Consider the following 24,344-nt stretch of genomic DNA (forward strand, 5'->3'; position numbering starts at 1 on the left):
AACAAATAGCCCATAGTCATTTAGTTAGAGGACAGCGCAATGGCAGAAATCCAATTTGCTCAGGGTGTAGCTGAGGAAGTCATTCCAGACGTGCGGCTCACCCGTGCTAAGGACGGTTCAGATGGCACTGCTACGTTCTACTTTGATAAACCCAAGGCCCTCGTGGAAGAAGGATTTGAGGTAACGGGTCTTTACCTGGTAGACGAAGAAGGCATGATGACCAGCCGCGAAGTAAACGCCAAGTTTATCAACGGCGCACCAGCTGGCTTAGAGGCACGTATACTGCTTAAGAGCCGCGATGAGTGGGATCGGTTTATGCGCTTTATGAATCGCTATGCCGAAGAGAAAGGATTAGGCTTTACGAAGAGTTAGTTTTGAGTTTTGTAGAGATTGCTCTTCTCGACGTTTTGACTATTATCCATGGCTACCCCCCATCCCGATCCAGATTTCACCCCAGCTATCTGCGGTGTCATTACTGTCAGTGATACACGTACGGTTGACACTGATAAAAGTGGACAGCTGATTAAGGTCAAACTGCGAGAGGCAGGCCATCGATTAGAAGCGTATCGGTTGGTGAAGGATGAGCCGGATCAAATAGCTGGCTTAGTAAAGCGCCTGGCTCCGACCGTAGATGTCATTATTTGTAATGGAGGGACTGGGATCGCCCCCAGGGATACCACATACGATGCGATCGCAACCCTATTAGTAAAAGAAATACCTGGCTTTGGCGAAATTTTTCGTCACCTTAGCTATGCTGAAATTGGCTCTAGAGCCATTGCCTCTAGGGCTACTGCCGGGGTGTATCAATCTACCCTGGTATTTTTGCTACCGGGCTCCAGCAATGGTGTTGCCCTGGCCATGGATACTTTGATTTTGCCGGAACTAAGGCATTTAATACGGCAGATGAAGGGATAGGTTATTAATGTAGAAACGTTCCATGGAACATCTCTATCTCGGAACGGTGTAGGTATCGATTTTGAGGAGAATCTCAGGGTTTTCCCCCATCACTCTAGGTTCTCTTAACCGGTCCTTTACCTGGCATCTGGGAGCCCCCGTTATAGTGAATCTTGGTCAACATTTGCGTTATCACAGAATGGTCGCCATCGTTCGGTTGGGGGCACTGCTAGGGTTAATTCTTCTCAGCAGTTGCTCACGACATTTGAATATGTCTCGGATAGAGACAGATATCCAGGATAACATTGAGCGCCAAGGGCGGCGGCTTACCCTGAAGGATGTAATTTGTCCAAATCGTGTCAAGCAACAGGCGGAAGCATATTTTCGCTGTGTCGGTGAACTGCCAGATGGTGGCCAGTTCACCATTAATGTGATCCAGCAGGATGATCAGGGCACGATCGCGTGGGATGTGCCCAGTTCTAAGGTGATCATTAATTTGGTATCCCTTGAGGAAAAAATTCAAGAGGATATCAGGGAAGCGGTGGGGAAAAGCTTAGCCGTGGATTGTCGCGATACATATCGCATTAATAAACGAGGCGATTCATTTGAGTGTGACGTAGTGGGTGCTGGCACGGTAGCTGCGGGTCGAGTCGAGTCAGTGCTGGTCAAAGTCAACGGCGAAAGCAATTTGGAATGGCAAGAGGTGATCGTTGGAGCAATCCCAACTGCTGCACCCCAGCCAGGGACTGAAGGTAACGCCACACCCGCAGCTACCCCAGATGATGCAACAGCAGACGAAGATCCCCCAGATACATCGACGACGGCATCGAACCCTGGCACTGAGTCGAGTGCGGCGGGTGAAGAGACAGGGGAGAATGAAGGGGATCGCCCGTAGATTCGGCGGCGCTGCATTCAGTTTGTATCCACATTTTTGAATCGCGTTTTAATAGTTTCAATCGGTAAACGGCAGACCGGACAGGCAAACGTAATCCAGGAAATTCGGCTATGGCAACTGTATTTGATTTTCTAGCTAAGGGTGGCCCGGTGATGGTACCCATTGTTGGAGCTTCGGTGCTAACAATTTCATGCGCTCTAGAGCGGACACGTTTTTGGTCTGATCTGCTACGCCGTGAAGGCAAAATTGTCAGCGATGTTTTGGATGCAGCTAAACGGGATTTAAATGAGGCAGCTGCGATCGCAAATCAACACCACGATACCCCCATTGGCCGGTTTTTGTTTGCCCCCCTACGGTTAAACAACGCCTCCCCTGAAACCTTCCGCCTGGCCATGGAAACAGCGGCGGATCGTGAATTCGTTAAAATGCGCCAGGGTGAAAAACTACTAGAAACCATCGTTGCCATTTCGCCACTGCTAGGTCTGTTGGGTACGGTAACGGGTCTAATTGCCACCTTCTACAGCTTAAATATCGGCGGCAGCAGCGGCGGTGAAGGAGCCAGTGAAGCCGCAGCGGGTATTGGTGAAGCGCTGATCACAACAGCCGCCGGCATGGTGGTCGCGATTTTAGCGCTGCTAGTGCTGCGGATTTTGGTCTCTCTCCAGAGCCAACAGGCTGACTATTTCTCAGAAGCTGGTAACGAGCTAGAGCTAATCTATCGTCAAAATTGGTACGAGCCTGCATTGTTAGCCTCAGAGAATGGTCACTCTGTTGAAGAGCCATCAGTCTCAGCAACCTATCAATCATAATTTAGTTATTTGTTATTCGTTATTTGTTATCGGCCTCAAACAAATTTGTTTCGGTTCTACTGAATTAGAGACCCAATAACCAAGACCCAATAACCAAGACCTACCCCCCAACTGTATCTTGATACCCCCATCCAAACCTCCATGCCCTTAGGTAAACGCCGAGAAAGTAAAATCCCCACCATTGATTTGGTGCCGATGCTCACGGTAATGATGGGTGTGCTGGCATTTTTTGTGGTGATTTCGGTTTCTTTGGGCAGTGAACAGCTGATTGAAGTAGAACTCCCCCCAGAGCAGACAGAGGATGTGCCGCCAGACCAGTTACCCTCTGCTGATGAGATTTTCATTGTAGAGATGGATGAGAATCAGGAAACTTCGCTCAATGGCCAGCCGATTGATAGTACACAGCTAGCATTAGAGATTGACAACTACCTGCAGAAGAATCCTGATAAGACGGTTTATCTGGTACCGGATCAGGAGCTGCCCTATGAGAACGTTATGCAGTTTCTAGGAGATATGCGTGCGGTCGGTGGTGACCAGGTCTCTCTGGCGTTAGAGGATAGCTGAGGAGGAGGAGTAGAAGATGGGCTTACGATCTCGTCATGGAAATTCTGGAGTGCCTGAGGTAAATCTGGTACCGATGATGGATGTGTTGATGACGGTTCTGACGTTTTTTGTCATCATCTCCATGGAACTCAGCGGTGTACAGATTTTTGGAGTGAGTTTGCCCCAGGCAGTCTCTGGTGTAGATGAAGAGGTAGTTGAAAAGATTGAGCCATTGGTAATCGGTCTGCGAGAAGATGGCCAAGCAGTTTATGAAGATAAGCCGATAACAACTCCAGCATTGGCTCCTATTATCCAAAGCTATTTTGCCGAAAACCCAGACGGGTTTGTCATGCTCAAGGCAGATCGAACATTGCCCTATGCCGATGTGGCGAAACTCCTGGCAGACCTGCGGGGTATTGGTGGTAAGCGAGTTTCTTTGGCGGTTGAATAAAAAGAGTCAACAACACTGTTATTGTTGCAAAAAATAATGCAGTGTTGTATTTAAATCGTTAGAGAAAAACAGAAGAGATTAGCAACAATAGTAAAAACTGTTGTGGTAGGTTTTTATGCCGCTGAGTTGTGATATTAGTTCCTTGAGCGATATCCATTGGCACATGCTACGGAGCAGAGTTTCAGGCCAGACAAAAGCAAGGCTACTATATAAAATCTGGCATTGCTGATCCTCAGGATGACTGTAGTTGTGAGATACCATTCAATAGCAATGGCTCTAGACCGGTTTATCCCCTAAATCAGCCATCGCTAAAATACCGTTGCTGACTACAGAATGAATCAGCAACGGCATGATTGGGAGGTGAATTTACGTTTGGCGACGGCGATGTACAAGTGCACCTACACCGGCTAAAGCAAATGCCAATGTGGTTGCAGGCTCAGGTACCTGAGTCGGTGGATTAGGTTCTCCCTCATCAGGTTCTGATGGGGGTAGGACACCAAGGATATCCAATGCCCACTCATTGGTACGAACATCACCAGTAAAGTCACAAAACATACTGTCAGTTGTACACCGTGCAAAGTTACTGGTGAAGTTGGCATTACCCTCCTGTCTGAAGCCATCAGCCAGGTTCGTGGTGTTGCTAAAGTTGTTATACTGCGTCAATGCCAGTGTGTAGTCGCCAGCCTTTAGCACAATATCCAGGAAGCCGTCATAGGCCCTACCAGTGGTAGGGTCATTAGCAACTGTGCCAGACTCATCATCGTCACTTAAGAAGATAAAATTCCCGTCACCATCAAACAAAGACAACACAGGATCAAAACCGCCTGCATCAATGAACGTTCCATCTGCTTGAGTACCACCTGCGTAAGAGTAAGTTCTGAGGGTGACTGCTGATTCTGTAGCTATGCTGAAATCAAACAGCTGTACATCATCATCTTGAGCGAATGTGCCACGGAGGGAAAAATCGACAGCCAAAGCTGCACTAGTCATACCAAGCGTGGTCACTATCGCACCAGTGACCACCCCCATTAGGGCTGACAATGGTTTCATAAGACTGTTTTTAAGGAATGTTTAGGCGCTTAGACAGCTGCTTGCTGATCTGTAGGGTAGATTTGCCTGTGAGGTGATGAATATATAAAAGCGTTTACTGCAGCAACGGTAGACATCTAAAAGCAGTAGTTTGAGATGATGTGCTCGCCTGATATTGCCAACTTATTTCAAATGAACAGGTATCAACAACCCAGAGTGTGCAACTTTAATAAGAACTCAATTAATCTTTGCAAGATATGAAATTCTTCTATGATTGGTAGTTATTGCCGGAGAAAGACGGCGAAGGCTTGTTCAGCCTTCGTTTCCGTAGTTCAGTGGGTAAGGATGTAGCGAATGATATGCCGGTTATCTGCCTGGGGCCAAAGCTACTGACAAACTGCCCCTGACCGCCTGTTTCTAGCTGCTTGAGTATGGTTGCATAGACTCCAGCCGTAGTACTGCCCACATTGGGATTACTCAATAGCCCCATAGGTAAAAACAACTGAAGCAGAACGACAGGCTCATAAGCTGATAGTATTCCCTATCAAGCAAAGGCCAATGAACTAGCAAGCCGAGCATTTCATAGCATCAGTATTGAGTAAAGCTGAATTTTTTTCCCTATGATCTCGTCTTTTTAAGGGAAATGGCATCATTAGATAATGCGTTAAAGATTTCTATGAAGCAACTGGTTGAATCGTTTTACGCCTTATATCGCAGCGGCTTACGCAATCCTAAATATCGCTGGTTGATTATTTTTGGGACATTGACTTACATATTAAGTCCCCTTGATATTTCTCCCGATTTGCTTCCCATTGTCGGTTGGATTGACGATGGGGTTTTAATTACTCTGTTGTTGACCGAAGTTTTTTATCTATTTCAGGGGGCCTTCAGCTCCTCTGATCAGGATATGGTTGACGAGCAGACCCCGGCCAACGAAGATGATGACGAAGGCGTGGTCATAGATGTCAAAGCTCAAGAGGTTCCTTAAGGGGCTTGATCTTCTGATTCGTTGTCTGGTTCGGATTCTTCAGAGGATTGTTCTACGTCCTGACTATCAATAATATCTATATCTTTGCTGTTGGCTTCCTCTGAAGGCATGTCTGCATTATTTTCAACAGACTCCACGGGTCGCCAGTTGGCAATATCCCAGGTACTTGCATCCCAGGGCGTAAAATTATAGCCAGTAATACGATAGCTAACGGCATTGGAGAGCGCCCGATGCACAATGGGTAACACTGCCACATCGTCCGCTAACATCTGATCCATTTGCCGAAATAGTTCGTTGCGCTTATCGGCATCACGTTCCTGGCGGGCCGTATTCCACAGTTTGTCGTACTCTGCATTGCAATAGCGGGCATTGTTGGGTTTTTGCCAGTTGTTGGCCAGTGCCGCAATGTTGTCACAGGTCCACCAGCCCATGTAAATCGTAGGATCAGGGATGTCATTGCCGATGGCATATTCCTGCATGTCGGCATAGAAATGGTTGATGCTGTTGGTTTGCTCTGGGTCAGCAGAGAAAAAATCCTCAGTGCGGACTCGCTCAATCAAGATGTCAATGCCGATGGCTGCTAGCTGCTCTTGGACAAGACTTTGGGTGGCCTGGCGAATCGTGCCGATGGAGGTTTGGAAGAGTAGCTGTAGGGGTTGGTCGTTGCGATCGCGAATACCATCATCATCGCTATCGACCCAACCGGCTTCTTCCAAAAGCTCCTTGGCCTTCTCCACATCATGTTCAAAATCAATCAGCTCATTTTCCGCAGGCGTTGGTGCCATCAATAACTGAGAGGTGGGAATCCCCAAATCTCCATAGAGCTGGTCAACGATGGCCTGTCGATCAATGCCATAGTCAATCGCCTGTCGGACCCTCACATCTTGCAAAATTGGGTGAGGGAATTCCTTACTCGCGCGTTCTTTAGCCTCAGTTTCTTGATCAGGATCAGCAAAATTCAACATAATGCGCTCCACCTGGCTACCAAAGGTAAGCACGAGCCCACCGGCTTCACCGGTTTGCACTAAATCCACTAAGGCCGCTGACTCTAGCTGAATATTATGGGCAAAATCGGCTGTTCCATCTCGCAGGACATCGCGGGCAGCCACATAGGGCGGAACATTACCCAAAATTTCGATGCGCTTAAAGCCCCCCACAGGCTGACGATAAAGCTCATTGGGGACAAACAACAAACGACCATTGGCCTCAGTCAAATAGCGATAGGGACCAGTGCCCACCGGCTGAAAGTTAGCTGGAGCTTCCCGAGCCTTACGGCTGTTGAAATCTTTGAATAAATGTTCTGGCAAAATCAATCCATTTAGACCAGTAAACGGCATTTGCCAGCTGGCTGTCGGCTGTTTAAACGTAATTTTTACCGTATGGTCGTCAGTGGCTTCTACCGATTCAATATCTTGGTAGTACTGAGCCGTAACCGCAGCAACGGTGGGATTAGCAATAAATTTATAGGTGAAAGCGACATCTTCAGCAGTTAAGGCTTCTCCATCTGACCATCGCAGGGTTTCTTTCAGCTTCCAGGTAACGGAGAGGCCATCCTCACTAACACCCCCATTGTCTAGAGAGGGGATTTCAGCCGCCAAAACCGGGATAAGCTCCCCATCAGGGCCATAGCTGGCCAGCGGCTCATAGATAATACGCGCCACTTCGAAGTCTTGGAAGCCAGTCGCTAAGTGAGGATTAAGGGTAACAGGAGCCCGACCATAAATCAGCGTTAACACCTCTGGAGGAGCTACGTACTCTTCAAGGGAGTCATCATGGGGAGAATCAGTGGATGACACAGGCTGTACAGGTTGTTGGCATCCAGTAATCAGTACCGATAATGCCAATAGACTGGCCATCCTTTTTTGCACGAGGGGCAGTTGCCGTAAGGATTGGGACCAGGAAAAAAGCATGTGTACGTTATGGAATCAGTGTGACCATGTTTGATAGTAACTGCTGCTGCCACCAAGTTGCTGGTGGCGAATCACAGCAAAGTTGTAGCCAGAACACTATGGGATTTCTCCTGACCACTGTCCATTTCTTAGAAGACCTAATTGGTAGATGCACCCTGATGTCCTCCCCGGTGGAGTAATCCACTGGGGAGTTTTTTTGCTTTTATGGACATCTCAAACCAGTCGTTGGTAGCGATTTGACTGGGTTTGAAAAATTTTTATGAGCTAAATATCAGAAGGCACCTGGTGGCCCACCAGGTGCCTTCTGGTATTGAAGGGAGCAGCCTTACTCTGCTACAGGAGCTTCAACTTCAGCAGTAGCCTTATCAGCCTCATCGGTGGCGGCTTCAGCAGTTACTGCGTCAGTTTCTGTAGCCTCAGTTTCTGTAGCTTCAGTTTCTGAAGCCTCTTCGCTAACGTCAGGTTCAGGCTCAGGCTCAACTTTCTGAGTGGGTTTAGGACCTCGCATCAAAGCTGGGTTGATAGGCGGCTTTTTCCGATCGTCCTTATCGCGCTTGCCTTTACCCTTGCCCTTACCTCTGCCTTTGCCTTTAGCTCTTTCCTTATTCTCTGAAGGTTTACGGTCCCTATCCTCTGGGGGACGATCTTTCTTCAGAATTGGTTTATCTACCATGGCACTCCGTCAATTCCTGCCTAGTGATCCTAACATTTGCTTAATGATTTACTTTGGTGGCTTTTTGCATACCCAACAGTGAATCCAACTTTGAAGATAACCACACTATCGAGACTATTGAGCGATGAGTTCTGGTTGCTTATCCACTAACGTTGGTTTCACAGGAGCTGTTAACGCTTCTTCCAGCGGGGCCAGACCGAGACGGTCCTCCAAAATATCCATCACTTCTCGACCAAAGTCGTTGGGGTTTTGACGAAAAGCCTGCAAGCACACATCGCCAAAGAAAGCACCCAGGGGTTCTGGATTCCAGAGCAGTTTATTCGCAACCCAGGGGAGATAGATGGCCAGCGGATTGTAGTCCTTCTTGAGAAGATTGTTCTCAAACGCGTAGGTTTCTAAATGGGTATGGGGTTGCAAACCAATAAAGAAAATTGCGGGTTCTACCTTATCGCGACCAAAAATTGCTTCTAGGGCACGATGATACGCCAGGGTCTGGCGTACGGTTTCCATCCGCTCATCGATCACATTGAAGGAGTAATTAACCGAAACTAGATCATTAAACCCGGCGGCTTTAAGGTCGCGGCAGTTTTGCAAAACAGTACGTAGGTTATACCCCATGCGCATCTTACGAACCAGTTCTTGAGAGCCACTGGTAATGCCAATCTCAAAATAGTTCATCCCGGTTTTGACCATCAGATCGCACAGCTCAGGTGTGAGATTATCAGCCCGGATATAGGCGGCCCAGTGGATATCCTTCATACCTGAGTCAATGATTTTTTGTAGGAGCTCAACGGCATCGTCAATAAAGCGACGAGCCGGAATAAATTGAGCATCGGTAAACCAGAAGTTACGGATACCACGGTCGTATAGCTGTTGCATTTCCTTAACGACTTCGTCGGATGGATTAATGCGTACCTGCTTGCCTTCTACAACGGTGTAGACACAGTAGCAACAGTTATGGGGACAGCCTCGTTTGGTTTGAACGCCAATGTAAAAATCGTTTTCCTGGAGATAGTAGTTAAATTCAGGCCAGATTTTTTCGATATAGGCGTAATCGCACGCGCTTTTCTCAATAGCAGTTGGCCATTCATGAATGAGACGTTCGCGGGGCTCTGTTTCACCAACTACGTAGCAGCGTTCACCACTGATGGATTCCTCGCGAACTAATTTTTCCAGCAGTAATTCGCCTTCACCGACGGAAACAATCGTGCCCTTAGGCATCCATGAGGCGACTTGCTCATAGAAAACGCTAACAGCACCACCACCCACCACCAATTTTGCATCAGGGCAGTAGCGCTTAGCCCGTTTAAAGCCTCGTTTAATCAGGCCAGTATTTTGCCAGAGTTCATTCATGTAGGTGGCAACCATTCGCACTCCCCCCAGGGCCCCACGCATCTTAACTAGGGGGTTGCGGGCGTAGTTGAACTCGAAGGCATTTTGTAATGGATTGCCGCCACGTCCACCAACCGGTGCATAGATTTGAATATCCCGCCAAGAAAAGACCAAAACGTTAGGCTGAAAATTATCAATGCAGCGATCTAGTGCTGAGCCGAAGTCCAGGGCTGGGAATGTCCCCAAATCAAAGATACGTTGCTCTATATCGGGAAAGACCTTGTGAAGGTGGTCTGCCAAGTACACAACCCCGATGGGAAAAATAGGGTTACACGGAAGTCGGACGTATAGAACGCGGTTAGCCATTACTGCACTGGTTGCCTAATGTTACGTAGCGTAAAAAAATGAAGTGAGTTTTCAGTTTTTTCACATATCGTTACGATAACATTGCTGTTCTGAGATTTCATCGCTGCCGTACATCCCCCAAGGTGACCAACACTCCCAAAACCATGGTGTCTAAGGCAAAGGATTGAAAAACCAGGTAGCAAGGAATTTAACTTCTCAATCCACTAGTGATTTTTTTGTATCGATTAAAGCAATATAAATGTCATCTTATCTGAACATTTAGTGACACTTCTTAAGCTCATATAAACTCATAAAGGTAGTACGTGAATTCCCTTACATTAGCTAAAAAAATAAAAATAATTGGGTGTTTTAAGAGTAATAGGCTGAGTTTTGGAATATCTTATTTCATTGCTTTTAATTGTTCATTATTAAAATAATTACGTTTTTTATTCGCAGATAGTAATAAAACTGATAAACCATCAAAGCTCCTTATGTTGAATGTGTAAAGTTTTCTGAAAACCTCATCGGTAGCAGCTTTTACAGTTGTTGGGGATCACTAAATGTTAGTGTTATGGATACTGTTGGCATCCCTCCACACTCTTTTCTCCTCCCATGACACAAATACTCGATCCCGTACCCTTTGATGATACGAAAACAGTCTTATGTTGCTATGTGAATGACTCTAGTAGGATTCAGGTAGCTAGAATTACAAATATTTCAAATTGGTATTTTGAACGTGTTGTTTTTCCAGGGCAACGATTAATGTTTGAATCGCATATTGATGGGCAATTAGAGATTCATTCTGGCTCCATGGCAAGCTCTATTTTGGAAGATACAGTTCCCTGTTCGCGTCTAAGGATTGATAACGCAGAAGACACAGTGGGTGACGAGAGTCTTGGCTCAGCTTTGGATTTAGAAAGTGAGGCGTCAGCTGCCTTGAATGCGATGCAGCCGGTCCATGGTTAGTACTCGTCATATGCGTTGGGCTTTTAGGCTCTAACGCTAATGGTGACGCTGTCTCTAGCAATTGGTTAAATCGTTGCCTCAAGTTTTTAAGTCGTCACGTTTGGTATGTCACAGTTGAGCGGGCTAGAGGCAGGCTTGTACATCAGGTTTAGTTAGCTCTTAGGCAGGTGATTGAGCTGGCCTAGCAGTACTGCTCTATGGTAAGGCTTACAAAGGTTCTGATATTTCTGGATAGGCTCAGAACTATCAGAACCTTTAGAGTTTAGGGTAGTGCGCATGGACTTGCCATCGTTTATTTGGTTGTGGCGTATTGCGGCCTGGTCTATGGGGCTCTCTGTCACGGTGTATGGAGGTTTGCTAATGACGGGTGGCCTTGTCTGGTATGCACGCACTCAGCACAAGCCTCAGCTTAGTTGGGTGAGAGTGATGCATTTTATGCTGGGCGGGCTACTGGTTGCTTTAGTGCTGTTATTGCTGAGTATTGGCATCATTGGCACGTTGGGCGAGCATGGCAACCTGGGACATTCCTGGCATTTGTGGGCCGGGCTGTCAGTTGTCAGTTTAGTGCTAGCGTCATTAGCGGCTGCTACTCAGATTTCCAGCCGCCCCTGGGCTCGTACCCTGCACGTGACACTCAATGCCTTACTTTTCGTTGCGTTTGCGGCGGTTAGCTACAGCGGTTGGGATGTGGTGCAGCAGTATTTGCCTTAGGGGATATGACCTATGGTTTACCCGTGGATGGCAGCACAACAACCAGACTCTTTGAACTAATGTTACGCTCAAAATTTCGTGGCTTTTGACTCTATACCTATGTCTTCGGCGGATAAGCCTATTGACCGGTTTCGTATTTCACCACTCATTAAGGTGACATTACTGAGTTTTTATGTGGCGCTACTGTTACCGTTGCCGTTTCTGGCTCAGGCAACGGATGCACCAGTTAAACCTTGGATATTGGTTGTTCTAGCATTACTAGGGGCGATTTTTCTGGGGGCAGGGTTAAGTGAACAGGTGCAAACCTCCGACGAGGGGATTGCCCTGGTGTCACCGCTGCCCTGGCGTGGTTGGTCTTTGCAATGGTCTGAGATTAAAGCTCTAAAGCCACGTTCAACCGGACAGAATGGCACGGTCTATTACTTTATTACTGCAGCCGCTGACCGAGCTTATTTATTGCCAATGCGGGTGGTCGGGTTTGCTCGACTGGTGCGTACGGTGGAAGCAAAAACTGGGATTGATACTCAGGATGTAACACCGTTGGCGCAGCCATGGATGTACCTGTTTTTGCTGGTAATGACAGTCTTTTTGCTGTTGATGGACGCTTGGGCTGTGTGGACAGCCACCCACGGCGGTGTAGTGTGACATAAATTAGTCGATTAGCCTGGGTAATGTGTTTTGAACAGCAGTCATGCCGTCCTAGAATTTACCGACGTGTCTTTGCGGGCCAATGTGGGTATGGGTCTATTGTTGGATCGCATATCGTTTGCGATCGCAGCCAAATCTCGCCTCGCCATTGTCGGACCATCGGGGGCAGGCAAAACCACACTGCTACGACTCATGAACCGTCTCAGCGATCCGAGTGACGGTCAGATTACTTATCAACAGCAACTTCTGACCCAGTATTCGGTGGTAGACCTGCGCCGCAAAGTCGGCCTGGTAATGCAAGATAGTACGCTACTGGACCAGTCTGTAGAAGAAAGTCTGTGTTACCCGGCTCGCCTGCGTGGCGTCGGTGCCGCCTCGGCCAGACGTACATTACAGCCATGGCTAGAGCGGTTAAAAATTCCCCAAGATTGGTTAAGTCGTCAGGCGGTGGAACTATCGGTGGGGCAGCGCCAGCGAGTTGCGATCGCACGCACTTTGGCCACTGAACCTGACATCGTACTGCTCGATGAACCCACCGCTGCCCAAGATACCGGTTACGCCCAGTACTTACTCAGCTATCTCGCCACCCTAGACAAGGTCAGCGCTGTCGTCATGGTCAACCACCAGCTAGAACTTATGAAAGATTGGGCCACCCATGTTTTATATGTGCAGGGGGGCAAACTGGTAAGCTACCAGCCGGTTAGGCAGGTGGATTGGGGGCGTTTAAATCAAGCAATTGTAAACGCCCAAAAAGAAGACGATTGGGATGATGATTGGAATGAAAAATCGTAGAAACGTCCCTACAATTTTTAATTGAGATATCCTCAAACCGCATTGACGGCCTTAGCCACACCTACACCCACCGGATGATGGTTATGCGTATGCAACCGCTCAATATTCAACCGATACCCCACATTGCGTACGGTCTGAATAACACTTGGCTGGCGGGGATCCACCTCAATTTTTTTACGCAGCGATAACACGTGGGTATCAACCGTGCGGGGATTATCGATGGCATCGGGCCAAGCCCGTCGCAGTAAGTCAGCCCGGCTCAAAGGCGATCCTTCGGCTTGGGTAAGCACATACAACAAACTAAACTCTTGGGGTGTCAGGTCAATAAACTGCTCCTTAAAGCGCACCCGACGCTGTATTAAGTCGATATTCAAATCGCCATAGGTCAACGACGCAGGGGCCGTGATTTTACGATTGCGTCGCGTCAGTGCTTCGACCCTCGCCAAAAACTCTTGCATGCCAAAGGGCTTTTTTAGATAATCATCGGCTCCGGCCTGTAACCCTGCCACCACATCCGGCTCACCTGACTTAGCAGATAGGATCATCACCAGAGGACGCCCTCGCTGCTGTAACCATTGGCAAAGCTCTAAACCATTACCATCCGACAGCTCTGTTTCCAGAATCACCAGGCTAGGCTGGGCCGTTTGAAAGGTTTCTTTAGCCCGCATAATGTCAGCAGACTGGTTCACTCGATAGCCTGCCTGTTGAAGATGCCAACTAAGTAGCGATCTCAGGTGAGGATTACCCTCAATAATTTGAATACACGTAGAGGCCACAGCTAATTGAGAAGCCCAGGCTTCATAACACTCTCGTAGAAGAGTATCAAAGACCTCAAGAATATTTTGTAGTTGCGGCTACGGGGCTGATGATGCGTCCGTATTTATATCTGGTCTTTGGGTAGATACTCATATATCCATAATGCAACTATTACAGAGACGAAACCACCACAGTTAGCAATGTAAACCCGTTAGTCAACTCTATATAATTTGCAAAGGATCGAATAATGGCTCAAATTAAGCTGATAAAATCTTAGAAAGAATACTGAAAAAACAAAAAAAGTTTACATAAACCTGAGCGTTGGAATAAATAGTGCAAGAATAAATATAGCTGTATCTACCCCCTGCAATTCTAATTCTTACAACTGTTTTTCCGTCACTACATCGGTGATTCGTCTCCATCGGATAAATGTCGGTTATTTAGCAGAAAGTCGACTAGCAAGCCCCCCATTATTGACTCATCCACAGCGCTAGCAGATAGGTCCCGATCAAGCGGTTTAGAGGAGGCCCACACACAATGCTTCAAGATGCAAAAACAATTCGCTACTACCAGAGAATTACCGATGCCCTAGTGGATCAGTGGAATCGTGGATACCGTAATGACGACTTACGACGCTATCTCGAAGGGTATTTAGCAGCGCTCCGTCATTCGGATGCCCTAGAGCCCTATTTGATCCATCGTCTAGAGGATGAAGTAAATCGGTTTTTATTTGATTCCTCAAACTTCGTTACAGCACAACCCCAGCCCGAACATGACTATCGTTAATGTTTAGCTAGGAATTTTTTGCCAAATATTTCTTAGCGTTCAGGAGGACATCCATCAGCGATGCCCTCCTATTTCTATTATTTAAGATGCCAAAGCGACTTCAACCATTTCCTGTAGCTTGCCACTTTGATAGAGTTCGATCATGATGTCTGAACCACCAATAAATTCACCGCCGATATAAACCTGGGGAATCGTTGGCCAGTTGGAATATTCTTTAATGCCCTGACGGATGTCGTAATCTGCCAGCACATCGATGGTTTCATAAGGAGCACCCAAAGAGTTAAGAATTTGGGCAACATTGTTGGAAAACCCGCACTGGGGCATCAGCTTAGTACCCTTCATAAACACAAGAATTTTGTTGGATGCGAGCAAGCTGTCGATTTTTTCTTTGACTTCTGGAGACATGGCTATAGCACTCAATAACTAAGCTAACTGTTTGACGTCGCTGATTTACAGGGTAAAGCTGTGGGGACACATGCTATTGGCCAGACCTTTTGAGCTTGAGTCCTTTTAAGAATCAGCAACGCCAGTTGTTCTATGTAATCTTATCGAACGATTTGTCCCATTGTGTTAACCCTGCTGGGCCCACTCCTCAGGAGTAAAGGTTTTAAGGGTCAGCGCATGGAGATCGCCCGTTACCATCGCTGCATTAACGCTGCCGTACACCAGCTGATGCTGTTTAACGAGATTGAGTCCCTCAAATGAGGTGGAGACGATCGTGGCTTGATAATGATCTTGAGTACCCGTTAGATCCTGGATGGTTACCTGGGCATCGGGTAGCTTTGCTTTAATCAGTTGCTCTACTTGGTTGGCAGGAATCATAGGAAAAAGTCGGTGAGAAAAATTCGAAGCTGCTTGATATAGACAGTGGGTGATGCTCAACATTAAACGTGAACAGCAGACACTGCCTACCCTAACTATCTTGACTTAGGTTCACCCTACTCGGCCAATCCATGTACATGGCCAATCGATGTACGTAAGATGGAGATAGCTGTTATGAGCACTTATTGCTCAGAGGAGGTTGCCGTCTCTTCATTGACAATGTAGGGCTGAGCGACAAACCCAATTTCAAGGAGCTGATCGTAAGCCTGCTGTCCCAGAGCACGGGTGGGGTTTTGGCTGCTAAGTACTTCCACTAATAGGGGAATAGCTAACGTAGGCTGCTGTTGTGCTTGATAGGCACGCGCTTGTTTTAAGGAGGCCTGATCCCTAAGCTCCGCTGCCTCCAGGGCTTGTTGACGCATCTCGTTGCTAACGCGACGGTCAATTCCTGAGAACGTGGTCAATAGACTTTGATAATAACCAGAAGATTGATTTAAGGTTTCCCTTGCAGCCTGTAGGCGCGCCACCGCAGTGGCGTAGTCAGCAGCAGCGTAGGCGGCATCCGCTTCATTAATCAAAAGTTCAGCCGCACGAATCCCCGTAGGACTATCCCCTTGATTCAGGGGTCGGGCGACGTTGGCAACGGCATTACTGGGATCTTCAGACCCTGTGCGGCGATAAGGTCGGCTGACAAAGCCCAGTTCAAACAATTGTTGATAGCCATCCAGACCTAGATCGCGGTTAGGCCCCTGGCTTTGTACAATTTCCACTAGCAGTGGAACGGCCAATTCTGCCTGCCCCTGGGCCCGATAGATCAGAGCCTGTCTATAGGTGGCCTGATCACGCATCTGGGCGGCATCACGGGCACTGATGCGCAAGCTACTGCTGATGTCTGCGTCCACCCCTGTAAAGGCTGCTGCAATATTTTGGTAGCTGTTGGACGTTTGGTTTAAAATTTCTCTGGCTTCTTGAAGTTTGAGGACGGCTAGATCATAGTCCTGACTCTCAATGGCGGCTTCTGCCTCTGCCATGAGGCCTTCCCCAGGTGCAATTCCTAAGCCTGCATCGATGTCTCCCTGAGCCAACAGAGTGGGGGAAGATAAAGTCTCCGTGGCGTCTGAGGTAGCTATGGAGGCTGCTGGGGCAACAGGAGCCAACAGAGCAAAACTAGCGGCTGCTCCTAAAAAGGAGAACATACCAGGTTGAACAATGTGTGATAAAGAAACCATGGGGCCGACTAAATTGATGACAAGGCAATTGATGACAAGGCGGGATAACAAAGCGTAACGATTTGGTTCACAGAGGGATCTAGGTTTTAGAACCCTAATATATCGTTACAGAGGTTATCAATACACAGATTTTAGATTTCCAGGCATTGTGCCTATTGTCAAAGTGGATGTTGTCCGTGAAGTACCTGAAATGACTACAGGAGAAAGCTTACAAGGGGTTAGCCCAGAGCAAGCAGGGGTGATTTTGCAACGGGGTGGCGAGGAACTCTTGCTCTATAAGGTGCACAACTGGCTGACAATTCGGATTGAAACCTTGGAAGAACAGTCGAGTTTGCTGGAGCACCTTAAGCAGGAATGGCGTCCCCTCGCTGTGAAATCAGTGGCGCGGGGACAGCTCATAGCCTTGAAGGTGCATCGTCAGCAGCTAGAGAACGCTCTACAGATGGCGCGCCAGTTGGACAGCATACGCTTTGCCAGTCATGTATATGAGTTAGCGGCCAGTCCTAAGACCCATATTTATTTACTGGATCAGCTCACTGTACAGTTTACGACTGAGTTCCCTTTAAGAACCATTGACGAACTCGCAAGGGAGCTAGGCCTTATCCGCGAAAAAGGATTGGATGGGACCGAACGTACCTATATTTTTCGGGTCACTAAGGCAGCAGCCGAGAATCCGATTAAACTAGCCAATCGCCTGATGCGTAATGCTCAGGTGTTAGTGGCTGAGCCCAATGTGGTCGTGTCTACAGCTCCCCTATATCGGCCCAAAGACTCGCTTTATAGTGAACAGTGGCATTTACAGCATCAAGGGGGACGTGGCCTGGCTTCAAAGTCCCATATTGATGCAGAAAAAGCTTGGGACATTACTCGGGGTAGCCGCTCAGTGGTGATTGCGGTAACCGATGATGCCTTTGATCTCAACCACCCAGATTTACAAGGCATGGGGAAATTAGTTGCTCCGTCCGATCTGAAGCATCGTGATGGTTTACCCATGCCTAGTCAGGCCCATGAGAATCATGGTACAGCGGTGGCTGGCTTAGCCGTGGCAGAAGAAACCGGTAGTGGTGTTGTGGGGGTGGCTCCAGGCTGTAGCTTTATGCCGATTCAAACGACTGGGTATCTCGACGATGAATCGATCGAGCAGCTGTTTGAAGGGGCAGTTAGTCGGGGCGCATCCGTGATTTCCTGTAGCTGGTCCCCCGCAGCGGTTTATTTCCCCCTGTCGCTGCGCCAGCGTAATGCCATTAATCGCGCTGCTACCAAGGGACGTAATGGTAAAGGGTGTGTGGTGCTGTTTTCAGCTGGCAATGCCAACCGACCGTTAAACGGCAAGGTGCGTGAGCTCGGCTGGCCTAAAAATGCCTTACGGGGAGTGACCCAATGGCTGGGTGGGTTTGCAATGCATCCGGATGTGATCACAGTGTCAGCCAGCACTAGCTTGAATCAGAAAGCCGTCTACAGCAATTGGGGCAAACATGTCTCTGTGGCAGCACCCAGCAATAATGGACCGCCGAGTATGGCGTTACCAGATGTAGGACAGGTGGAAACCGGGCCTTTAGTGAACGGATCGTTTGCTGGTTTGGGCATGACCACCGCCGATCGCACAGGTAGGACGGGGTATAGCCGGACCAGCTATACCAGTTCATTTGGTGGTACATCGAGTGCTTGTCCTGTCGTGGCAGGCGTGGTGGGCTTGATGCTATCAGCCAATCCAGACTTGGATGCGGGTGAGGTGAAGCAAATTTTGCAAGATACTGCCGACAAAATTGAAGACAAAACGCCTGATCCTCAGCTGGGATTGGCCTATGGCAGCTACGACAATCGTGGCCATTCTCTATGGTTTGGCTATGGGAAAGTGAATGCTTACAAGGCAGTTAAAGCAGCTCAAGATCGGCATCTGGCCCATCGCCGTCTCAGCAAGGTGATTGAACGGACAAGTGCCGTTACCTTAACTATCCCAGCTGATAGAACCGCGATGCAGAAGGCTGGGATTACGATCAATCAGCGAGGGACGCTGCAAGATATTCAAATTTATGTAGAGATTCGCCATGGCTTTTTGGGAGATCTGTCCATTGCAGTGATGTCGCCCCCAGGAAAATCCGTGTTATTGCAAGGACGTACATTGGGGCGACAAACCCAGTTACGCAAGACCTATACCTTTGAAAATACGCCTGCCTTAAGTTTGTTGATGAACGCTGGGATACATGGACGTTGGCAGCTCAAAATTTTGGACCATAGTGAAACTCACCAGGGACAATTGTTACAATGGTCACTAAAGCTAGGCATTTAGCAGAGATACGTACGCCAATTGTCGTGCAAATAAAAACCTTATTATTTGAGGCTCTGAGCTTACGCTATATATGGTTGGAGGGGTTAGTAACACAGCTTACTCATTTTTTTGCTGAGGATGCTAAATTTATGGGTATGACGCTTTTATTAGCGCAATACCCACTACCAACATAAATATATGTTGCTGGCTTACTGGTGATATCTACATGTCCTGCGTAGGTAGTAGTTACTACCAGTTTTTTGGGGGATATTACTACACTGCCTCAAGTATCGAGACATCAGGGTTTGATTGAACAGACTTACTAGCGTTGATAGGGATGCTAGTTAAATGTGTGAGCGAGTGTTTGTGATTGATATGACAAAATCTGTAGCTATTTCTGGATGGATATCAGAAGTTATGGGTTTGTCGGCTAGATTATTCCATTTTTTTAGGACAGCTGAACTAGCAGTCCAGCTGTCTGGCAACTCTTAGTACGCATGCACATGCCAGTTGATCAGTTACAAAATCGGGATGACTGGATTCGAACCAGCGGCCCCTTCGTCCCGAACGAAGTGCGCTACCAAACTGCGCTACATCCCGTCTCAGCTCACCTTAAGCAATCGCTAATTCAAGTGATTTATACCTGAATTATTGCTACAGGTTATTACTGCTACCAAACTAGGTTATCACACTCACTTTTAGAGTGAATTATTAGTTCATGCTAATAGGCATAACTTAGAGGGAAACGTAGTAAATCTGAGATATGCACTATGATTGCCAAGGGCTTTACTGATTTTTCAAGGTTCTAAGCCTATGTTCGTTAGTTTCTTTATATATCTAACGTTTCAATTTGGTTTCATATGTGCATCCTTACCCTAAGGGTGTGAGTTGTTCCCACTTTACTGACACACTATTCATGTTGCTGTTGCTATGCGCTGCGATTTGATACAGACAGGTAAGGAATTACTGAGTCTGCCAATGTAGCGAAAGTTAACCGCTTAGGAGACCATCCGTGTTTGCTCTCAATATTGACTGTTCACCCACTGCCGATGCATTAGAGGCAGATGTACTGAACATAACTAATGTCCCTACGGGGTTTGATTTTCAAGTTTTGAAGCCATTGGAAATGGTAACAAGCCAGTTTGCCGGGGTGAGTTTTGGATGTGCGATCGCACTGATCCCTTCTAACCCCAGGTTTGTGGCACGAGTAGGAGAGCGGATAATCATGCCAACGGGTAATGACAACCGCTTGTCCATCGCCCTAGACGACGACGTCGACTCCTTCTGCCTCTGGGGTCGTTGCACACAACCCATGGTGCTCAAGGTATTAGAAAGTGGCGGCAAGGTGCTGCAAATCCACAGCGATAAGGCCTTCCGGTGGCCCAATAGCTCAGAAACGGCCCTGCTACCTCTCCAGATTCTAAAACTAGAGAATATGAGTAATATCGCCATGATCGAGCTCTTTGCCGATGCGCCATTTACCATTGAAGGACTTTCTGTATAAGGACGCTCTGTGTAGCGAGCTATACCTACTAATGCTGCCGTGGTTGCGGCATTTGCTCAAATTTGCTGTCTAGGCAACTCTTCAGAGCACTCGTCAGTCTATTTCAGTAAGGCTAGGTTCGAAAAATACTGTGTTATGGGGCTTTCCCCTCTGGCATTTGCTAAGGGCACTGTTTAAACTGCTGAGGGGATCAGGATCTCCCTTAGCATCTGTGAATTCCTTAGATGTGGCATTACTGAAATCATTATGGCAACCGCATTATCTCCATCGGTATTTGTAGGTAAATCGATTAAGTTTGGTACAGATGGTTGGCGTGGCATGATTGCCGCCGACTTTACCTTTGAGCGTGTTGAGCTAGTGGCCGCTCTGTCCGCTAAAGTTCTCGAAGACTATTTCGGCAGCAACGGCAGCCGTACAGTGATTGTGGGTTACGACCGCCGTTTTCTATCCCCTGAATTTGCAGGCCATGCCGCTGAGGCAATTGCCCAGGCTGGTTACGACGTATTGTTATCTGAATGTTTTGCACCCACCCCTGCCTTTAGCTGGGCGGCTCACGAAAAAAGCGCGTTGGGTGCCATTGTGATCACGGCTAGTCACAACCCCGCTGCCTACTCTGGCTTAAAGGTTAAAGGTGCATTTGGCGGTTCCGTTTCCCCCGATGTCACTAAGAAAGTAGAGTCGATGCTGCCCCAGGGGAAGCCCGTGGCTGATAAGCCGGGCACAATTACATCTTTTGATCCCTGGCCTAGTTACTGTCAAGCACTTCAGGGCATGGTGGACATCGACGCTATTCGCTCTGCCATTGCTGATGGCCAGCTAACGCTGTTTGCAGATGTGATGCATGGTTCTGCTGCAGGCGGGTTTGAAAAAATCCTTGGCATGCCCATCCATGAAATTAATGGCGACGCAGACCCTCTGTTTGAAGGGGGGGCTCCTGAGCCCTTGCCCAAGTATATTCCCAAGCTCTACAAGGCCATCAAAGAGCGTTACCAGTCTGGTGGCAAAGGTTTGACGGTCGGTATTATCTTCGATGGTGACAGTGACCGGGTAGCTGGCATGGATGGCCAGGGCGAGTTTTTGAGCTCCCAGGTACTCATTCCTATTTTGATTGAGCACCTGAAGGAACGCCGTAGTTTTGAGGGTGAAGTGATCAAAACCATTAGCGGCTCTAACCTGATGCAAAAGGTCGCTGAGCTCCATGGCCTATCGGTGCATGAAACGCCCATTGGCTATAAGTACATTGCCGATCGCATGCTAGAAACTAAGGTGTTAATCGGCGGTGAAGAATCTGGCGGCATTGGCTATGGCCATCACATTCCTGAGCGAGATGCGCTGTTATCGGCGCTGTATCTGCTAGAGGCTGTGGTGAAAAGTGGTAAAGATTTTGGTCAGCTGCACCAGGCTTTACGCCAGCAGACTGGTTTCACAGGAGCCTATGATCGGATTGACTTGCCCCTGGCTAATATGGATGTGCGGGCTAAGCTGCTGGACCAACTCCAAAATGCTACACCGACTGAAGTTGCCGGTAAGGTCGTAGGTGATGTGCTTTCCATTGATGGTTATAAGTTCACCCTGGCGGATGGCAGCTGGTTATTGATTCGCTTTAGTGGCACCGAGCCAGTACTGCGTCTCTATTCCGAAGCAGCCACCCTTGAAGAAGTGCACAAGCACTTGAACTGGGCTAAGGATTGGGCTAATTCAGTGGGCTAGTCCTTTATTTGGATTGGTTTAAACTGAGATGAGGATCATGTCCCTTGGGGTGTGGTCCTTTTTATATACTCGTTAGGTAGGCGGTCAATTACCCCAGTACCCTAATACATGGCTCGTTTTTCTACAGATGCTTCTGATAGTGAGTTAATTCGTAGCTTGAGAGCTGGACACCAGGAAGCACTTACTGTTCTCTACGATCGCTATGGTGGCTTAGTTTATACGGTTGCCTTGAGATTTTTAAAACAACCCGCTGAAGCTGAAGACCTCACCCAGGAAATATTTTTTAATTTTTGGAAACAGGATAAGTATGACCCTAATCGGTCTGTCTTAAGTACGTATCTAAGCCTGGTGACTCGCTCGCGAGCCTTAGATCGAATTGCTAAGCGCAGTACCCAAAAGCGTTCTCTACAGCAATTAAAATCCTTACCGGATCGCACCATAACGCCCCTGGAAAATGCCACCTTATCAGAACAGCAAGAAACCTTGCGACAAGCCCTCTCACAACTTAAAGATCAGCAGCGTCAGGTTCTAGAAATGAACTTTTATCAGGGCATTAGCCATGCAGATATTGCTCGACAGTTAAATATGCCTTTGGGAACTGTAAAAACGCGAGCGCGTCAGGGGCTCATTGAACTGAGGAAGCGATTAGGGGATGTGGTTGAATGATGAGCAACAACAGGCCCGGTCCGTTGCCAGAAGAAAAATATATGTTGCTCTCAGGTTATGTGCTGGGGGACTTAACCTCGGAAGAGGTGGCGCAGGTGGAGCAGCTGGCCCTTGATGATCCGGCAGTTTTGAAAGAATTGCATTCTCTGGAGGCGAGTTTTGAGCTGCTGCCCCAAGGATTAACGCAGATATCGCCACCGGAAAGTTTACGGGAGCGGTTTTTAGTACCCTCTGAGCCACTTGAAACGGCACCTGTTTTGCCCCAGGGTTCTAAGGGAGTTATTTGGAAAATTTTGGTGGGGCTGGCTGCGATCGCAACCCTAGCCCTAGCCACTGACAATCTAAGACTACGGCAGCAACTGGCCCAACAGCTCGAAGAAGATCGAGTGGCTGCCATTTTACAACAGCCCAACAGTCGGCTAATTGCGTTGACGGGCAATGGCACCAACGCGGCTGGCACACTATTATTTACCCCCGGTAATTGGCAAGAGGTGATTGTCTCATTAGGCGATTTGCCACCGCTGCCACCAGACGAAGTTTATCGGATGTGGTTAGCGTTAGAGAACGGAACAGTTATTTACTGTGGTGAGTTTAATACGGGAGACGATGGTTCTATATTTGTCAGATTTACCCCCAATGAAACACCACCGGAGGGGGTAAAAACCACAGAGTTATTTGTCACCATTGATGGCCGTCAAACGGACCCTGACCCTTCGGGTGTGCGGGTAATGACGGGGGCAATTTAAGGGCGTGAACTTAGGCAATGTAGGGGCGTTACATGCAACGCCCCTACATCGATTATGCTTGGGAGGTGTTTGATGCCGCTGTCTGATGGTTGCCGAGGTTACGTTTACCCCCATAGCTTATATTCAATCTTGTTATCCCGATCGATTTGGCATTCCTCGGCAGGCGGGGTTGGTAGAGTCGGCCTACGCAGATATTGTTTTTGAGGCTACAGAAGAGAATAAATTAGCACTGCGGGGCATCCAGGAGTTTTCTCATCTGTGGGTTTTGTTTATATTCCATGGGCAATCCTACGGTGATTTTAAGCCCCTGGTGAGACCCCCACGCTTAGGGGGTAATAAGAGTGTTGGCGTCTATGCCACCCGTAGCCCCAACCGCCCCAATGCCATTGGCATGAGTGCTGTCAAACTGTTGGGAATGGCTGAAAAGAAGAGAAAATTGCGTTTGCAGGTGCAGGGAGGAGACTTTTTAGATGGTACGCCGGTTATTGATGTCAAACCCTATGTGCCCTATGCAGATGCAATTCCCACAGCTGATGGAGCCTGGACGGTGGAGCAGCAAATATTGTTGCCAGTGCGCTGGAATAACAACGCTGAATCAGTTTTAATTGAAAGCCTAGAGCCTGAACCAGAGAAACTACGCCGTTTAATTGAAGAGACCCTAGCGCAGGATCCACGTCCAGGATATGAACGTGGAAAAGATGGCCGAGAGGGGCAGCGCTGGAATATGCAGGTCAGCCATTACAGCGTCTTTTGGACCGTGAAAAATGGCATAGCTGAAGTTGTGAAATTAGAGCGAGTTGAGAGGAGACCCACCCCGAAAACCCTGTAGGGGCAGTGCCTTGTGCCTGCCCAGAGATAACATACGCCTAT

Annotated in this window: 28 protein-coding genes and 1 tRNA gene; 19 read left to right on the top strand and 10 right to left on the bottom strand. The window is 47.9% G+C overall.

Annotated features, from left to right (window positions below):
• The first annotated feature begins 39 nt into the window (after positions 1–39).
• From psb28 to SPB21_RS31840, 6 genes are all read left to right on the top strand, one after another.
• Complete coding sequence (gene psb28 / locus SPB21_RS31815) at positions 40–372, top strand: photosystem II reaction center protein Psb28 (RefSeq protein WP_163671413.1); 333 nt, start codon at positions 40–42, stop codon at positions 370–372.
• Between the two features lie 48 nt (positions 373–420).
• Complete coding sequence (locus SPB21_RS31820) at positions 421–915, top strand: MogA/MoaB family molybdenum cofactor biosynthesis protein (protein ID WP_163671412.1); 495 nt, start codon at positions 421–423, stop codon at positions 913–915.
• A gap of 178 nt (positions 916–1,093) precedes the next feature.
• Positions 1,094–1,789 carry a DUF4333 domain-containing protein gene (locus tag SPB21_RS31825; protein ID WP_163671411.1) on the top strand — a complete coding sequence of 232 codons (696 nt, stop codon included), beginning with the start codon at positions 1,094–1,096 and terminating at the stop codon, positions 1,787–1,789.
• A 110-nt stretch (positions 1,790–1,899) separates the two neighbouring features.
• Positions 1,900–2,598: a MotA/TolQ/ExbB proton channel family protein gene (locus SPB21_RS31830; protein WP_163671410.1), complete on the top strand. Its 699-nt coding sequence runs from the start codon at positions 1,900–1,902 to the stop codon at positions 2,596–2,598.
• Positions 2,599–2,739: 141 nt separating this feature from the next.
• On the top strand, positions 2,740–3,162 hold the full coding sequence (locus SPB21_RS31835) for an ExbD/TolR family protein (RefSeq protein ID WP_499869051.1): 423 nt from the start codon (positions 2,740–2,742) through the stop codon (positions 3,160–3,162).
• A gap of 16 nt (positions 3,163–3,178) precedes the next feature.
• The gene (locus SPB21_RS31840; protein ID WP_163671408.1) at positions 3,179–3,592 is read left to right on the top strand and encodes an ExbD/TolR family protein; all 414 of its coding nucleotides are present in this window, start codon (positions 3,179–3,181) and stop codon (positions 3,590–3,592) included.
• 366 nt (positions 3,593–3,958) lie between these two features.
• Here SPB21_RS31840 and SPB21_RS31845 read toward each other — a convergent pair whose 3' ends face one another.
• Both SPB21_RS31845 and SPB21_RS31850 read right to left on the bottom strand, forming a co-directional pair.
• Positions 3,959–4,642, bottom strand: a complete 684-nt coding sequence (locus tag SPB21_RS31845; protein WP_163671407.1) for a DVUA0089 family protein — start codon at positions 4,640–4,642, stop codon at positions 3,959–3,961.
• A 247-nt stretch (positions 4,643–4,889) separates the two neighbouring features.
• Entirely contained in the window at positions 4,890–5,111 is a 222-nt protein-coding gene (locus tag SPB21_RS31850) for a hypothetical protein (protein WP_499869053.1), read from the bottom strand.
• A gap of 186 nt (positions 5,112–5,297) precedes the next feature.
• Between SPB21_RS31850 and SPB21_RS31855 the strand changes: the two genes are divergently transcribed.
• Complete coding sequence (locus tag SPB21_RS31855) at positions 5,298–5,609, top strand: YkvA family protein (protein WP_163671405.1); 312 nt, start codon at positions 5,298–5,300, stop codon at positions 5,607–5,609.
• Here SPB21_RS31855 and SPB21_RS31860 read toward each other — a convergent pair.
• The 3 genes from SPB21_RS31860 to SPB21_RS31870 all read right to left on the bottom strand — a co-directional run bounded on the left by SPB21_RS31860 (position 5,606) and on the right by SPB21_RS31870 (position 9,890).
• Positions 5,606–7,465, bottom strand: a complete 1,860-nt coding sequence (locus SPB21_RS31860) for a peptide ABC transporter substrate-binding protein (protein ID WP_499869055.1) — start codon at positions 7,463–7,465, stop codon at positions 5,606–5,608. The genes SPB21_RS31855 and SPB21_RS31860 overlap by 4 nt on opposite strands.
• A 379-nt stretch (positions 7,466–7,844) precedes the next feature.
• On the bottom strand, positions 7,845–8,192 hold the full coding sequence (locus tag SPB21_RS31865; protein WP_499869057.1) for a hypothetical protein: 348 nt from the start codon (positions 8,190–8,192) through the stop codon (positions 7,845–7,847).
• A 114-nt stretch (positions 8,193–8,306) separates the two neighbouring features.
• On the bottom strand, positions 8,307–9,890 hold the full coding sequence (locus SPB21_RS31870; protein ID WP_163702606.1) for a photosystem II high light acclimation radical SAM protein: 1,584 nt from the start codon (positions 9,888–9,890) through the stop codon (positions 8,307–8,309).
• 591 nt (positions 9,891–10,481) lie between these two features.
• Between SPB21_RS31870 and SPB21_RS31875 the strand changes: the two genes are divergently transcribed.
• The 4 genes from SPB21_RS31875 (at position 10,482) to SPB21_RS31890 (ending at position 12,986) form a co-directional block, all read left to right on the top strand.
• Complete coding sequence (locus tag SPB21_RS31875; RefSeq protein ID WP_490795774.1) at positions 10,482–10,835, top strand: DUF1830 domain-containing protein; 354 nt, start codon at positions 10,482–10,484, stop codon at positions 10,833–10,835.
• 276 nt (positions 10,836–11,111) lie between these two features.
• Positions 11,112–11,546: a DUF4079 domain-containing protein gene (locus SPB21_RS31880; RefSeq protein WP_499869059.1), complete on the top strand. Its 435-nt coding sequence runs from the start codon at positions 11,112–11,114 to the stop codon at positions 11,544–11,546.
• A 99-nt stretch (positions 11,547–11,645) separates the two neighbouring features.
• Positions 11,646–12,191 carry a hypothetical protein gene (locus tag SPB21_RS31885; protein ID WP_499869061.1) on the top strand — a complete coding sequence of 182 codons (546 nt, stop codon included), beginning with the start codon at positions 11,646–11,648 and terminating at the stop codon, positions 12,189–12,191.
• A 33-nt stretch (positions 12,192–12,224) separates the two neighbouring features.
• A complete protein-coding gene (locus tag SPB21_RS31890; protein WP_499869063.1) occupies positions 12,225–12,986 on the top strand; it encodes an ABC transporter ATP-binding protein in 762 nt (253 codons plus the stop codon).
• A 32-nt stretch (positions 12,987–13,018) separates the two neighbouring features.
• Here the strand turns inward: SPB21_RS31890 and SPB21_RS31895 are convergent, their stop codons facing one another.
• The gene (locus SPB21_RS31895) at positions 13,019–13,762 is read right to left on the bottom strand and encodes a winged helix-turn-helix domain-containing protein (protein WP_163671397.1); all 744 of its coding nucleotides are present in this window, start codon (positions 13,760–13,762) and stop codon (positions 13,019–13,021) included.
• A 517-nt stretch (positions 13,763–14,279) separates the two neighbouring features.
• Here SPB21_RS31895 and SPB21_RS31900 point away from each other — a divergent pair.
• On the top strand, positions 14,280–14,528 hold the full coding sequence (locus SPB21_RS31900) for a DUF6761 family protein (RefSeq protein ID WP_163671396.1): 249 nt from the start codon (positions 14,280–14,282) through the stop codon (positions 14,526–14,528).
• Between the two features lie 81 nt (positions 14,529–14,609).
• Here the strand turns inward: SPB21_RS31900 and grxD are convergent, their stop codons facing one another.
• The 3 genes from grxD to SPB21_RS31915 all read right to left on the bottom strand — a co-directional run bounded on the left by grxD (position 14,610) and on the right by SPB21_RS31915 (position 16,579).
• On the bottom strand, positions 14,610–14,933 hold the full coding sequence (gene grxD, locus SPB21_RS31905) for a Grx4 family monothiol glutaredoxin (RefSeq protein ID WP_006518443.1): 324 nt from the start codon (positions 14,931–14,933) through the stop codon (positions 14,610–14,612).
• Positions 14,934–15,098: 165 nt separating this feature from the next.
• Positions 15,099–15,350: a BolA family protein gene (locus SPB21_RS31910; RefSeq protein WP_163671395.1), complete on the bottom strand. Its 252-nt coding sequence runs from the start codon at positions 15,348–15,350 to the stop codon at positions 15,099–15,101.
• A 182-nt stretch (positions 15,351–15,532) separates the two neighbouring features.
• Positions 15,533–16,579 carry a hypothetical protein gene (locus SPB21_RS31915; RefSeq protein WP_250565973.1) on the bottom strand — a complete coding sequence of 349 codons (1,047 nt, stop codon included), beginning with the start codon at positions 16,577–16,579 and terminating at the stop codon, positions 15,533–15,535.
• A 190-nt stretch (positions 16,580–16,769) separates the two neighbouring features.
• Between SPB21_RS31915 and SPB21_RS31920 the strand changes: the two genes are divergently transcribed.
• Positions 16,770–18,869: a S8 family serine peptidase gene (locus tag SPB21_RS31920; RefSeq protein ID WP_250565490.1), complete on the top strand. Its 2,100-nt coding sequence runs from the start codon at positions 16,770–16,772 to the stop codon at positions 18,867–18,869.
• Complete coding sequence (locus tag SPB21_RS31925; RefSeq protein ID WP_163661796.1) at positions 18,845–19,042, top strand: hypothetical protein; 198 nt, start codon at positions 18,845–18,847, stop codon at positions 19,040–19,042. Before SPB21_RS31920 ends, SPB21_RS31925 begins: the two co-directional genes overlap by 25 nt.
• 332 nt (positions 19,043–19,374) lie before the next feature.
• Here the strand turns inward: SPB21_RS31925 and SPB21_RS31930 are convergent.
• Positions 19,375–19,448 (bottom strand) — tRNA-Pro (locus tag SPB21_RS31930).
• A gap of 412 nt (positions 19,449–19,860) precedes the next feature.
• Between SPB21_RS31930 and SPB21_RS31935 the strand changes: the two genes are divergently transcribed.
• The 5 genes from SPB21_RS31935 (at position 19,861) to tsaA (ending at position 24,303) form a co-directional block, all read left to right on the top strand.
• Entirely contained in the window at positions 19,861–20,352 is a 492-nt protein-coding gene (locus SPB21_RS31935) for a hypothetical protein (protein WP_163671392.1), read from the top strand.
• 246 nt (positions 20,353–20,598) lie between these two features.
• Entirely contained in the window at positions 20,599–22,062 is a 1,464-nt protein-coding gene (locus tag SPB21_RS31940) for a phosphoglucomutase/phosphomannomutase family protein (protein WP_499869066.1), read from the top strand.
• Positions 22,063–22,170: 108 nt separating this feature from the next.
• Positions 22,171–22,728: a sigma-70 family RNA polymerase sigma factor gene (locus SPB21_RS31945; RefSeq protein WP_163671390.1), complete on the top strand. Its 558-nt coding sequence runs from the start codon at positions 22,171–22,173 to the stop codon at positions 22,726–22,728.
• The gene (locus SPB21_RS31950) at positions 22,725–23,474 is read left to right on the top strand and encodes an anti-sigma factor domain-containing protein (RefSeq protein WP_499869068.1); all 750 of its coding nucleotides are present in this window, start codon (positions 22,725–22,727) and stop codon (positions 23,472–23,474) included. The genes SPB21_RS31945 and SPB21_RS31950 overlap by 4 nt, the downstream gene beginning before the upstream one ends.
• Positions 23,475–23,559: 85 nt before the next feature.
• Entirely contained in the window at positions 23,560–24,303 is a 744-nt protein-coding gene (gene tsaA / locus SPB21_RS31955) for a tRNA (N6-threonylcarbamoyladenosine(37)-N6)-methyltransferase TrmO (protein ID WP_499869070.1), read from the top strand.
• Positions 24,304–24,344: the final 41 nt, after the last annotated feature.

The sequence above is a fragment of the Leptothoe sp. ISB3NOV94-8A genome (assembly GCF_043421595.1).
Lineage (GTDB): Bacteria > Cyanobacteriota > Cyanobacteriia > Phormidesmidales > Phormidesmidaceae > Leptothoe > Leptothoe turfae.

What these genes read in the sequence shown, in the direction of transcription:
- psb28 (WP_163671413.1), top strand. Translation starts at nt 40, where the DNA reads ATGGCAGAAATCCAATTTGCTCAGGGTGTAGCTGAGGAAGTCATTCCA.
- SPB21_RS31820 (WP_163671412.1), top strand. Translation starts at nt 421, where the DNA reads ATGGCTACCCCCCATCCCGATCCAGATTTCACCCCAGCTATCTGCGGT.
- SPB21_RS31825 (WP_163671411.1), top strand. Translation starts at nt 1,094, where the DNA reads ATGGTCGCCATCGTTCGGTTGGGGGCACTGCTAGGGTTAATTCTTCTC.
- SPB21_RS31830 (WP_163671410.1), top strand. Translation starts at nt 1,900, where the DNA reads ATGGCAACTGTATTTGATTTTCTAGCTAAGGGTGGCCCGGTGATGGTA.
- SPB21_RS31835 (WP_499869051.1), top strand. Translation starts at nt 2,740, where the DNA reads ATGCCCTTAGGTAAACGCCGAGAAAGTAAAATCCCCACCATTGATTTG.
- SPB21_RS31840 (WP_163671408.1), top strand. Translation starts at nt 3,179, where the DNA reads ATGGGCTTACGATCTCGTCATGGAAATTCTGGAGTGCCTGAGGTAAAT.
- SPB21_RS31845 (WP_163671407.1), bottom strand. Translation starts at nt 4,642, where the DNA reads ATGAAACCATTGTCAGCCCTAATGGGGGTGGTCACTGGTGCGATAGTG.
- SPB21_RS31850 (WP_499869053.1), bottom strand. Translation starts at nt 5,111, where the DNA reads ATGGGGCTATTGAGTAATCCCAATGTGGGCAGTACTACGGCTGGAGTC.
- SPB21_RS31855 (WP_163671405.1), top strand. Translation starts at nt 5,298, where the DNA reads ATGAAGCAACTGGTTGAATCGTTTTACGCCTTATATCGCAGCGGCTTA.
- SPB21_RS31860 (WP_499869055.1), bottom strand. Translation starts at nt 7,465, where the DNA reads ATGGCCAGTCTATTGGCATTATCGGTACTGATTACTGGATGCCAACAA.
- SPB21_RS31865 (WP_499869057.1), bottom strand. Translation starts at nt 8,192, where the DNA reads ATGGTAGATAAACCAATTCTGAAGAAAGATCGTCCCCCAGAGGATAGG.
- SPB21_RS31870 (WP_163702606.1), bottom strand. Translation starts at nt 9,890, where the DNA reads ATGGCTAACCGCGTTCTATACGTCCGACTTCCGTGTAACCCTATTTTT.
- SPB21_RS31875 (WP_490795774.1), top strand. Translation starts at nt 10,482, where the DNA reads ATGACACAAATACTCGATCCCGTACCCTTTGATGATACGAAAACAGTC.
- SPB21_RS31880 (WP_499869059.1), top strand. Translation starts at nt 11,112, where the DNA reads ATGGACTTGCCATCGTTTATTTGGTTGTGGCGTATTGCGGCCTGGTCT.
- SPB21_RS31885 (WP_499869061.1), top strand. Translation starts at nt 11,646, where the DNA reads ATGTCTTCGGCGGATAAGCCTATTGACCGGTTTCGTATTTCACCACTC.
- SPB21_RS31900 (WP_163671396.1), top strand. Translation starts at nt 14,280, where the DNA reads ATGCTTCAAGATGCAAAAACAATTCGCTACTACCAGAGAATTACCGAT.
- grxD (WP_006518443.1), bottom strand. Translation starts at nt 14,933, where the DNA reads ATGTCTCCAGAAGTCAAAGAAAAAATCGACAGCTTGCTCGCATCCAAC.
- SPB21_RS31910 (WP_163671395.1), bottom strand. Translation starts at nt 15,350, where the DNA reads ATGATTCCTGCCAACCAAGTAGAGCAACTGATTAAAGCAAAGCTACCC.
- SPB21_RS31915 (WP_250565973.1), bottom strand. Translation starts at nt 16,579, where the DNA reads ATGGTTTCTTTATCACACATTGTTCAACCTGGTATGTTCTCCTTTTTA.
- SPB21_RS31920 (WP_250565490.1), top strand. Translation starts at nt 16,770, where the DNA reads ATGACTACAGGAGAAAGCTTACAAGGGGTTAGCCCAGAGCAAGCAGGG.
- SPB21_RS31925 (WP_163661796.1), top strand. Translation starts at nt 18,845, where the DNA reads ATGGTCACTAAAGCTAGGCATTTAGCAGAGATACGTACGCCAATTGTC.
- SPB21_RS31940 (WP_499869066.1), top strand. Translation starts at nt 20,599, where the DNA reads ATGGCAACCGCATTATCTCCATCGGTATTTGTAGGTAAATCGATTAAG.
- SPB21_RS31945 (WP_163671390.1), top strand. Translation starts at nt 22,171, where the DNA reads ATGGCTCGTTTTTCTACAGATGCTTCTGATAGTGAGTTAATTCGTAGC.
- SPB21_RS31950 (WP_499869068.1), top strand. Translation starts at nt 22,725, where the DNA reads ATGATGAGCAACAACAGGCCCGGTCCGTTGCCAGAAGAAAAATATATG.
- tsaA (WP_499869070.1), top strand. Translation starts at nt 23,560, where the DNA reads ATGGTTGCCGAGGTTACGTTTACCCCCATAGCTTATATTCAATCTTGT.